This window comes from Pseudomonas sp. Snoq117.2 (assembly GCF_900110545.1).
Lineage (GTDB): Bacteria > Pseudomonadota > Gammaproteobacteria > Pseudomonadales > Pseudomonadaceae > Chryseomonas > Chryseomonas benzopyrenica.
Genome location: NZ_FOED01000032.1, coordinates 1 through 10029, shown reverse-complemented (window position 1 = coordinate 10029; position 10029 = coordinate 1). Strand labels below are relative to the sequence as shown.

Here is a 10029-nt window from a genome sequence, read left to right as displayed (position 1 = left end):
CTGGTAGCGGTGGTGGCTCAGACGCTGGAAACCCGCAATGACCGCCGCATCCTCAAGGTGCGCAGCCTTCTGGTCACCGGTGAAGACGGGCCCAGCATCCGCGAGAAGATTCGGGCGGGGCACATCGCGCAGCTGGACCAGGACATCGACAATCAACTCAAACGAGACCTCTGGGGATGAATACCTCACTCAGCAAAGCATCACAGCGGGGCTTCATCGCCCTGGATATGCTCTTTGGCCTGATCGTCTTCGCTGCCATGATGACCGGTACCGCGGTCCTGGTAGCCAATCAGATGGACTCTCAGAATTATCGGATCGCGGCTGACCAGCAAAAGCAGGTTGCCGACGCGGCGGCCAAGTACCTGAAGGACAACTTCGCCACGGTTTACGCGGCGGCCGGCACTACGGCACCAGCGCAGATCACCCCGGCGATGCTGCGCAACACCAAATACCTTCCTACGGGCTTCTCTGACACCAATGCCTTTGGCCAGACCTTTGTGGTGCTGGCCAGGCGGGTAGCGACCAACCAGCTCGAATCCATCGTGCTTACCACCGGTGGCCAGGCCATCGATGAGATGGGCACCCGTGAGATCGCCGAGAATCTCGGCGCCCCGGGCGGCTTCGTACCGGTAGCGAACACCGGCATCATCCAGGGTGTGCGCGGGGGCTGGTCGCTGACCCTGAGTAACTACGGCGTGAACCCGGGCGCGGGCCACACCGCCAGTGCCCTGTTCCTGCAGGACGGCACGCTGGCCAACGACTATCTCTACCGCAATGCTATCGCCGGAAAGCCCGAGTTGAACCGGATGAACACCGCGCTGAACATGGGCGGCAACGACCTGAACAATGCGGCCAATATCACCGCCTCGGGTACCGCCAGCATCTCTGGCGATGTGAACGCCGGCCGCAACGTCAACGCAACGAGCAACGTGAACCTCAACGGCACGCTCACGGCCGGCGGAGACCTCCGGGCCGGTTCCATGTACCTGCAGGGCAATGCGTCCATGAACGGCACTGCCACCGTCGGTGGCAATGTCGCTGTCACTGGAGACACGACCACCGGATCGATGTATGCGCGTGGCAACGTCCAGGGCGTCACCGCCAGCATGTCGGGGGAGACCTATACCACGGGTTGGTTCAGGACTCGCGGGGATACCGGCTGGTACAGCGAGAAGTGGGGCGGCGGCTGGCACATGACCGATAGCGACTGGGTGAGGACCTATGCGGGCAAGAACGTCTACACGTCCGGCCAGATGCGAGGTAACAGTCTGTTCTCCGATGGCAGGACCTACGTCGGTGAGTACATCCAGCTGATCGGCTCGGCGACGGAAAACGCAGGTTGCGCTACTAATGGGCTGGTCAGCCGGGACGGCGCTGGTGCCTTGCTGTCCTGCCAGAGCGGGTTGTGGAGGCGCCAAGCCAGCAAGACACCCACATGCCACGCCTACACCATTCCCGGTTACGACCCGAACGATGTAACGACCTACGCCTGCCCTGTAGGCACCAAGGTTGGCTGGGACACCGGTGGTAGCGGTCAGCGCTGGGCGTCCACGCCTAATATCGCAATCGGCCAGAACGATTATGCGACCATCTTCTGCTGTGAATTCTGAGGCAGCCGCATGTACGACATTCCCACCCTGCTAGCACTGCGACTTCTGGCCAGCGTCGCACGCGTCCAGCAGCAGACGCTGGAAACCATGGCCCTCGATGAGCCTGCGACCCATCAGGCTCGTGAGCTGCTACACCAGGTCGATGCCTTGCTTGAGGAGATGATCGATTCGGAGCAGCTTGAGACTCTGGCGCAAGAGCAAAAGCGCCTGAGCCGGAAGGAGGGCTAGGCCATGCCCATGCTGTGGGTCATTCTGGTGGTGATGCTCGCCGGAGCTGGGCTGCTCAGCGAGCAGCTGCAGCGCAGCGACAACCGTCGTCAGGAGGTCGACGTCTCCGCGCTTGCCCATAATCTGCTGATCTATCGGAACGCCCTGGCCGAGTACGCCTACAACAACCCGGGCCTCTCGGGCGCGCCGGCGGATTCCGCGCTGACCTTGCCCACCTGGTGGGTGCACGCGGCAGGGGTGAGCGGCTATGTGCAGGCCGGATCCAGCTACGCCTACTATGCGTCGCCCCCCAATGGCCTGGTGACGACCCTAGCCGAGCTCACCGAATCCGCCGCAGTGGGCTACGCAACGAACGGGCAACTCGTAAGCCCCTCGTCTGGCGCCACCGGGATCGCTTTACCATCAGCCGTCCCTGCCGGTGCAGCCGTGGCCTATCGCTAGACTAACAGCTCAGCGAGCAGGGCAAAGCCGCCAGCTAGAACAGCGCCAACGGTCAATGTCAGAGCCATCATCAGGCCACTGGCGGTCGTAGCGATCATATCGGTCGGGTGGTCTTCGGTGTCCATGCTGAGATCCATATAGGAAGTCACTCTGGATCGTTTGGGTAGCATGAAAATTCAGGCAGGCGTCCAAAGGCATGGACCAGTGGAGGGTTTCTAAGGGTGACTGGTAGGACCTGATTAAGGCAGATAGGCGAACGGTGAAGCCCCAAAGCCTTCTGGTCTCAAAAATGACGTTTGAGTCGCGTGGTGTCCTCGCCCCAAGTACAATTTCATGGCGTCAAGAATGGACCTTTCGCTATGCAAGCTCTCCCCCTCCCGCGCACGTCACCGGATGATGATGCCCTGAGGCATCTGCCGCTGATCTCCGTGATCGTGCCCTGCTTCAATGCCGGCCCCTACCTCGAGGAAGGCCTGGCCAGCATCTATGCCCAGGACTACCCGCGCTTCGAAGTCATCGTCGTTGACGATGGATCAACCGACGACAGTGTGCAGCGCCTGGTCGCGCTGCAGGAGCGTTTTGACTTCGAGCTGGTGACTCAGCTCAATGCCGGCGTCAGCGCAGCATTAAATACCGGACTCGCCCATGCCCGAGGCAAGTACGTCGCCACACCGGATCTGGACGACGTGATGCTGCCGCAATCCTTGCGGATCCGCGCGGCCTACCTGGAAGAGCATCCCGAGACGCCTTGTGTGGGCGCTTTGGTTAGTTTCATGGACAGCAACGGCAACTGGCTCAAGGACCAGCACGCCGGAGCGGTGCAACTGCTGGACTTCGATGAAGCCCTACGAACAACCCGGGTGGTCGGTGCCCCGGTTGCGCTCTATCGCAAGGCGATACTCGACCAGGTCGGCGGCTACGATCCGGCGATTCGCGTCCAGGACTTCCAGATGACGCTCAAAGTCGCAGCACTGGGGCAGCCAATCGCGATTTTGCCCGTAACGGTCACGCGCTATCGACGCCACGCGGGAAATCTCTCCCGCCGATACCGGCTGCTGCTTGAGGCGGATCTGCTAGCCATCGCGCCCTATCAGGATCACCCTGGCTATCGGCAAGGGCACACGTCAGTCGTCAACAAGGCGCTCAAATACGCTGTACGGCACGACAAGCTCGAAGCGCTGCGCATGCTGCGGCTAATCCCATTGCGCGCTATGGACCGTACTACTCTGCACCGGGTACGACGTCTGCTTACGCCCTACCGGCCTTCCAGGAAGTAGCGCCATGATCTCCATCGTCATTTGCTCGGTGAAGCCTGAGCTCCTCGACGCGGTTACGCGCAACATCGAAGCCACGATCGGCGTGCCCTACCAGCTGATCGCCATCGACAACCGGCAAGCTAATCGTGGGTTATGCGCCGTCTACAACGAAGGCGCCCAGCGGGCTCGGCACGACATCGTCTGCTTCATGCACGAGGACCTGGAGTTCCTGACAGGGAACTGGGGACGCCGGGTGGTCGACCACTTCCAGGAAGACGGCCAGCTGGGTGCGATCGGCGTTGCCGGAGCCCGCTTCAAAAGCCGTGGTCCTTCCGGCTGGATGGCCGCCGGCAAGTCCGAGACGAACTGCATGCGTCTGTACCAGCGGCATCGTGACGGTACGGACAACCTCTTTCACCTTCGCCCTGCAGGCGATGAGCGCCCACGTCAGCCGGTTTGCACGCTTGATGGTGTATGGATCTGCGCGCGTCGCGAAGTGGCCCTCGAACTGCCCTTCAACGAAGCCCTGCCCCCGTTCCATTTCTATGACATTGACTTCGCCCTGCGGGTCAGCAGGCGCTATGAGGTGGCGGTGGTCTACGACGTCGGGCTGCGCCACTTCTCAGAGGGCCATTTCGATGCGCGCTGGATGCGGGCCGCGCTCGACTACCAGGCACTACGCGAGGAAGTGGTGGCCCGTGTGGCAATGGGCGCCGATGACCTCCCGGTGCCTTTGCTAGAACAACGCGGCGCACGCTTCTGGATGAAGTTCTTGCGCAAGGTGAAGGCGCCGTGGCGCCTGCGGTGGGAGTGGGTACAGGCCAGCGGCGCGCTGGCCTACCCTAAGCTGTGGTGGCTTGCGGTCAAGTTTCTCTGCTACTACCCGTTGAAATTCCGCTAGGCCAGTCGGACTTCTTACGAAGCAAGTGCTCGGCGGGGACGGTTTAGCTCACGCTGTACCTGGTGCGGACACGCCCGCGGAAAGACGTCCTCGGGTATCAAGCTCTGCTGGGAGAGGTTGATGATATGTCGACCTTCTGCTGCCAGCACGCCAGCGGCCAGCTCCATCGCCGGCAGGATCCGCGTCTGCAGGTGCTGATCCAGGCCGCATGGCGCTGACTGCCCAGGAGCAGTCTCGTAGAAGCGCGGTGCTTGGACATTGAGATCTACTCCAGCCAGGTAGATCTCATCGAAGCCCAGGTGATAGGCCAGTTGCAGGCAGATGTACGCCACCGTGCGGACGTCAAAAACGCCGTAGTCCATGTCCTTGCTGAAGCCAATGTCGCGCGCCCGCTTGCTGAATGGCGAGACCAGCCGCACGGCCTGGCCCTGATCGCGGCCAAAGTAGTCGCGAAAGCTTGCCCGGGGCGCCTTCCGCAGCGCGTAGGCCTTGCCGGTGTATCGACTGGATAGCCGCTCGATGTCCTCGGGCCACAGGGCCAGGCGCTGCGCTTGCTCGACCGCGGCCTCATAGAGAGCAGGCTGCTGCTCTTGGAAGCTGCGATCACTGCAAACGTAGTACAGCGGCCGGACGGATGCCTCGAGGAGCTTGGTGACCGCGCCGTTCATGGTGATGATCGGCACGCCAGCCCAGCGGCGAATGTCGAGTTCGGCGGATGAAGGCCCGGACGCCAAGATTAGGACAGCGCCCCGATGGGCATTTTTTTGCGACAAGAAAGCGCTTCCCACGTGGACAATCTCCATAGGCGGGCCAGACAACTTGACCTTGGCCAAGCGCGAATAGGGTTCGTTAGGAATGGCTTGTTGTTATCAATAGCGAAGGGGCTGTTGCAGAAGAACAACTCGGAAAGCAGGAATAACTGGCAGCTGGTGTCCGCTGAGCATTGACCCAGTTCGCTATGGTCCCAAACCATGCCCTTCGCCGCCATGATCGTTAGCGGGACAACTATTTCCTAGCTGTAACCATATCTGGACCAGATTCGGTTAAGCGCTGCCCTGAAATGCCGCACCTGGCACCGTTCGCCCTGTAGGCCAGACGGCCATCGACAGGGGAATCCCATGCGTGTGTTTTTGTGCGAGAAGCCCAGCCAGGGCAAGGACATTGCCCGGGTGCTCGGCGCCACTGGGCGCGGTGAGGGCTGCATTCGCGGCCAAGGCGTGGTCGTCACCTGGGGTATCGGCCACCTCCTCGAACAGGCGCCGCCCGAGGCCTACGATCCGCAGCTGAAAGCCTGGTCCCTGGAAGCGCTGCCGATTCTGCCGGCGAGCTGGAAAGTCGAGGTCAAGCCCAAGACCAGTAGCCAGTTCAAGGTGGTCAAGGCGCTGCTCAAGGAAGCAACCGAACTGGTCATCGCCACCGACGCCGATCGCGAGGGCGAGATGATCGCCCGCGAGTTGCTGGAGCACTGCGGCTACCGCGGCCCCGTCCAGCGACTGTGGCTCTCGGCGCTCAACGACGCCTCGATCCGCCAGGCCCTGGCGAGCCTCAAGCCCGGGGCCGAAACCTTCTCGATGTATCACTCGGCACTGGCGCGCTCCCGGGCAGACTGGTTAATCGGCATGAACTTTACCCGGCTCTTCACGCTCCTTGGCCGCCAGGCCGGATACAGCGGGGTGCTGTCAGTAGGACGGGTACAGACGCCTACGCTGCGCCTGGTGGTCGACCGCGATCGGGAGATCGCCCACTTCGTCCCGGTGCCGTTCTGGAGCCTGGACGTGCTGCTGGCCGCCAACGGCCAGACCTTCACCGCCCAGTGGCGACCTGCCCGCGACATCACCGATGACGAGGGGCGCTGCCTGGACCAGCGCCATGCCCAGGCGGCGCAGTCACGTCTCACCGCGGGATCTACCGCCATTGCAGTGTCGGTCGACACCGAACGGGTCAAGGAGGTGGCACCCCTGCCCTTCGACCTGGGCACGCTGCAGGAGATCTGCTCGAAGAAGCTCGGCCTCGGAGCTCAGGAGACCCTGAACGTCGCACAGGCGTTGTATGAGACGCACAAGGCGACCACCTACCCCAGGACCGACTGTGGCTACCTGCCCACCAGCATGCTGCCGGAGGTGCCGGCCGTGCTCGAGGCGATCCGGCGAACGGATCCGTCCATTGCCCCGGTGCTGGCCAGCATCGATCCGGCGCAGCGCTCGCGTGCCTGGAACGACGCGAAGATCACCGCGCACCACGGCATCATCCCGACCCTGGAGCCCGCCAACCTGGCGGCCATGAGCGACAAGGAACGTGCGGTCTATAGCCTGATCCGCGCGCACTACCTCGCCCAGTTCATGCCCCACCACGAGTTCGACCGGACAGTGGCCGATTTCGACTGCAACCAGGTGGCGTTGCGGGCGGTGGGCAAGCGCATCGTCGTGCCTGGCTGGAAGACGTTGTTCCAGGCCGCGCCTGCTGCTGAGGATGATGAGGACAGCAAGGAGAAGGACCGCTCGCAGATCCTGCCGCCGCTGCAGAACGCCTCCCGCGCCCAGGTGCAGCAGGCTCAGCTCAAGGCGCAGCAGACGCAACCACCCAAGCCCTACACCGAGGGCGATCTCATCAAGGCGATGAAGACCGTGGCCAAGCTGGTGACCGACCCGCGACTGGCCGCCAAGCTCAAAGAGACCACGGGCATCGGCACCGAGGCTACCCGGGCTAGCATCATCCAGGGGCTGATCGATCGCCAGTTCCTGCTCAAGAAGGGCAAGGCAGTGCGGGCATCCGACGCCGGCGTCTCATTGATCGCCGCGGTGCCCCCGGCAGTGGCCGACCCGGGCACTACCGCTATCTGGGAGCAGGCCCTGGACATGATCGAGGGCGGCACCATGCAGTTGGATGACTTCATCGCCAAGCAGGGCGCCTGGATCGGCAAGCTGGTCGCCCAATACCGCCAGACCACGCTCAACATCAAGGTCCCGGAGGGTCCGTCCTGCCCGCTCTGCCAGGGCAAGATGGCGCAGCGAAAGGGTAAGAGCGGCGACTTCTGGTCCTGCCTGCGCTACCCCGACTGCAAGGGCCTGGTGAACATCGAAACGTCCAAAGGGAAAGGCAAGGGCGGCCCAGGAAAAGCCAAGCGCAGCAGCGCTTCGGCGTAGGCTCCAGGGCCGACGGGAGCTTTCTTGCCTTTGTCACGGTCACAGCCCCATAATGCAAGCGTTCCACCCCGCTCGCGCGCTGGCGGTCATCAGCGGCAACCCCGGAGTTTCTCGACCTGGTCCTGAAGCTCCACCCCCAAGAGCACGCTAAGCATCGGGTAGGGCGTGTAGATCTTTGCGTGATGCTCTCCCTGTGTCTCCCTGCTCCGCAGCTGACACGCAGCCGTCTAACTTCGTGATAAGCGGGTTTACAGGCACATAGGGCTCACAGAAGGTTCGGTGCATACTGTACTTCGGGCCGACCTGGTGTGTTGGCCCACACTGTTCCTCCCCTTCAGCTGCTTTCGAAGGGTAGCCTGGTCCTCTCGGCATCGCCTGGTGGACGAGGCTACCCCTCGGGTAGTCCTCCTCTCTGCCGGTGCCCGCCGGCGCAAAAATGGGATCCCTTTGTGCGCGGATGCGTGCCTTGCGATTACTGGCCCTAGCCACGATAACGGGTCGGGTGAATGCGACGATCATCAGGACGGTAGGTCAATGCCCAGGGACCACCATTGCCGGTGCTCACGCTCACAGGTGGCATCTTTCTCTTGAGCTCTATTAGCCTCACCCTCGCCGAGGCGCCGTGCTGCTAGACCCAGCGCTGCGCCTGGCGCGCTTCTCTACAATTTTCTCCCTTCACTGTCGAACTCCCAAGCTGTTATACCGAGCCCTATCGCTATCTCTCCCAGCTCATCAACAGTTTGCATAATCTTTATAAGGTCTCCCCCAGTACCGAGGTTGTCGAGATTATTAGTTATAAGATTACTAGGGTCTTTATTTTTAACCAAAAAGGACCAAGCTTCCTCCGCAGACCTCAAGGCTCCATTCACCAAATTAGCAAATCTATTGAAGTTAAATTTCCATTCCGGAAAGTGCCCCAGTCGATTTAGCACATAAGACACCATCGCAAAAAAATTTATAGCCCTTTGATCCGAGCTCAGGTGTGTAGAACTGGCTGCCTGCCGATTGTTGAGAAAAAAACAGAAGCTTGCGAAAAATAGGCAACCCAGTCTACGCTCGGGCGGGTAAAAATAAACCCTACCAGCTCGAGACTCATCATCTTTATTTCTATTCATACCTCCAAGAAAGTTAGACTTCGTCATACGATAGTCATTTATATAGAAAAGAATTGCAGTCGTATCGGCGTGAAACTCCAAGGCCATTTTTTGCTCATCAGTGATACCCATACCGACGAGCTCATTGTGCCCATGCCAAAGATGGACAATTTCATGCAATATCATTAAGGATATTACATCCATAGCTAATTCCCTAGCCATAATACGTCTAACGGCTGTGCAGGGCTTCCGACTTGGGAACTGCGTGAACCAGTCCGACTTCATCTTATGACGAAAATAGTTAGACTCCTCCAAATCATTTTCACCTTCCGACAACAGACCTTTCAAGAATTTCGGACAAGACATCATGTATGAAAACATATTCAACGTCTCAAGCGCAGTTTCTATACTGATGCCAATATGATGAGAATTCCCGTAAATAAAGCATCTCGCCCCAACAGCTCCATCGCCTAGGAACCATAAATGGCAAGGCGCTGCCCGACTTGCACTTTCAATTAGCGCCGAATTATTGACAATTGACTGCATTCGACCTTTAATTTCACAAAGAAAGCTATAAGCGTAATCATTCATGCCTTTAAAGAAACTAATATCTACTATGCTAGCGCTAAATTTAGCGCCTATTTCAAATTCATCAAAACCGTCATTAAGCTTTTCAAGCTCACCTAGGCTGATACCCGTTCGCTCCTTGAAGGCGCGATCGGAAGCTTGCTGCACTCGCTGCTCATAGGTACCTCTTCGCTTCGCTTCACCCATAAGGGCCTCCTTATAAGCTCGTTCATCTCACCACTCTCGTTTGACCGCCAAACACAGTGAAAACGCGACTGCTTTAGGTTCCTGTGCGATTTGTAACGCATAAAAATCCTGCGACGGTCTCGGGTATCGTCAGCGGTTGACAAGGGTAGACAGCATCGACATGCTTCAGACGTGTTCCGCTGACGTCGTCAGCAACATGCCCAGGCAGTTCTGGATCTCAAGACTGCAACGTGGTTACCCACGTCGATCCGCACCCATAGTTCGCCAAGCTTCCGGAGGCGCGAACGGTTGACCGGTTCTACCGGTTGATGGAGGCACCTCATACATCTGCTCTACCTACCCAGCGGGGACACACTCCCCCGCCCGGGATCAGTGTTTCTCCGCATTACTCACCTGCAGGAGAAACACCATGACCACCCCTACCCTGAGCTATCGCTTTGGCGAATCCGTCGGTACTGCCCTGCGTGAAATCATTCGCTCCGTGCGTAATGCTCAAGCCCAGGCACGTACTGCGCGTCCGTCCATAGCATCGGCTGAACGTCGTGTAGTCGAGTTTCCGCAACCGATCGTATCGGCTGCTGT

At 59.9% G+C, this 10029-nt stretch carries 9 protein-coding genes and 1 pseudogene; 7 read left to right on the top strand and 3 right to left on the bottom strand.

Annotated features, from left to right (window positions below):
• The 4 genes and pseudogenes from BMZ43_RS25560 to pilM all read left to right on the top strand — a co-directional run.
• Positions 1-180 (top strand): annotated as a pseudogene (locus BMZ43_RS25560) (twitching motility protein PilT); the annotation flags it as partial.
• The gene (gene pilV, locus BMZ43_RS25555; RefSeq protein ID WP_093257762.1) at positions 177-1610 is read left to right on the top strand and encodes a shufflon system plasmid conjugative transfer pilus tip adhesin PilV; all 1434 of its coding nucleotides are present in this window, start codon (positions 177-179) and stop codon (positions 1608-1610) included. The pseudogene BMZ43_RS25560 and the gene pilV, both read left to right, overlap by 4 nt.
• Positions 1611-1619: 9 nt before the next feature.
• Positions 1620-1838 carry a hypothetical protein gene (locus BMZ43_RS25550; RefSeq protein WP_093257760.1) on the top strand — a complete coding sequence of 73 codons (219 nt, stop codon included), beginning with the start codon at positions 1620-1622 and terminating at the stop codon, positions 1836-1838.
• Between the two features lie 3 nt (positions 1839-1841).
• Positions 1842-2279 carry a type IV pilus biogenesis protein PilM gene (gene pilM, locus BMZ43_RS25545; RefSeq protein ID WP_093257758.1) on the top strand — a complete coding sequence of 146 codons (438 nt, stop codon included), beginning with the start codon at positions 1842-1844 and terminating at the stop codon, positions 2277-2279.
• Here the strand turns inward: pilM and BMZ43_RS27035 are convergent.
• On the bottom strand, positions 2276-2404 hold the full coding sequence (locus BMZ43_RS27035) for a hypothetical protein (protein WP_256563529.1): 129 nt from the start codon (positions 2402-2404) through the stop codon (positions 2276-2278). The genes pilM and BMZ43_RS27035 overlap by 4 nt on opposite strands.
• A 234-nt stretch (positions 2405-2638) precedes the next feature.
• Here BMZ43_RS27035 and BMZ43_RS25540 point away from each other — a divergent pair, with 234 nt between their 5' ends.
• Positions 2639-3556 carry a glycosyltransferase family 2 protein gene (locus tag BMZ43_RS25540; protein ID WP_093257756.1) on the top strand — a complete coding sequence of 306 codons (918 nt, stop codon included), beginning with the start codon at positions 2639-2641 and terminating at the stop codon, positions 3554-3556.
• Between the two features lie 4 nt (positions 3557-3560).
• The gene (locus BMZ43_RS25535) at positions 3561-4436 is read left to right on the top strand and encodes a glycosyltransferase (RefSeq protein WP_093257754.1); all 876 of its coding nucleotides are present in this window, start codon (positions 3561-3563) and stop codon (positions 4434-4436) included.
• A gap of 14 nt (positions 4437-4450) precedes the next feature.
• On the opposite strand, the gene BMZ43_RS25530 is transcribed toward BMZ43_RS25535, so the two are convergent.
• Positions 4451-5269, bottom strand: coding sequence for a 6-hydroxymethylpterin diphosphokinase MptE-like protein (locus tag BMZ43_RS25530; RefSeq protein WP_256563526.1), 819 nt, complete (start codon positions 5267-5269; stop codon positions 4451-4453).
• Between the two features lie 285 nt (positions 5270-5554).
• On the opposite strand from BMZ43_RS25530, the gene BMZ43_RS25525 reads away from it, so the two are divergent.
• Positions 5555-7579 carry a DNA topoisomerase III gene (locus BMZ43_RS25525; protein ID WP_093257752.1) on the top strand — a complete coding sequence of 675 codons (2025 nt, stop codon included), beginning with the start codon at positions 5555-5557 and terminating at the stop codon, positions 7577-7579.
• 659 nt (positions 7580-8238) lie between these two features.
• Here BMZ43_RS25525 and BMZ43_RS26355 read toward each other — a convergent pair.
• A complete protein-coding gene (locus BMZ43_RS26355; RefSeq protein WP_143075341.1) occupies positions 8239-9447 on the bottom strand; it encodes a hypothetical protein in 1209 nt (402 codons plus the stop codon).
• Positions 9448-10029: the final 582 nt, after the last annotated feature.